Origin of the sequence: Rhodosalinus sediminis (assembly GCF_003385555.1) — a bacterium.
Classification (GTDB): Bacteria; Pseudomonadota; Alphaproteobacteria; order Rhodobacterales; family Rhodobacteraceae; genus Rhodosalinus; species Rhodosalinus sediminis.
In genome coordinates, this window is record NZ_QOHR01000109.1 from 1 (window position 1) to 379 (window position 379).

Here is a 379-nt window from a genome sequence, read left to right on the forward strand (position 1 = left end):
GCCTTCGCCTCGCTTCTGCGCCGGATTCTCTGCGCGTGGCTGCTGAGCTGTTCGTACGGCCCGGCCGCCAGTGAAGCGGCGCGCTGCGACAGCGCCGCACGAACGGCGGCAGCGGCTGAAGGCGTTCCGGCCGAGGTTCTGCTGGCGATCACGCGGGTGGAAACCGGCCGGCGTCAGGCCGGCATCCTCACGCCCTGGCCCTGGACGGTGAACATGGAAGGCGAGGGACGATGGTTCCCGGACCGCGCCAGCATGCTGGACTACGTCGCGCACCACGTCTCGCGCGGCGCGACGAGCTTCGATCTCGGGTGTTTCCAGATCAATCACCGCTGGCATGGCGACGCCTTTCGCTCGCTCGACGACATGGCTGACCCGGAGA

1 pseudogene is annotated in these 379 nt (G+C 68.9%); it reads left to right on the forward strand.

The features are described from left to right. Positions 1 to 379 (forward strand): annotated as a pseudogene (locus DRV84_RS15730) (lytic transglycosylase domain-containing protein); the annotation flags it as partial.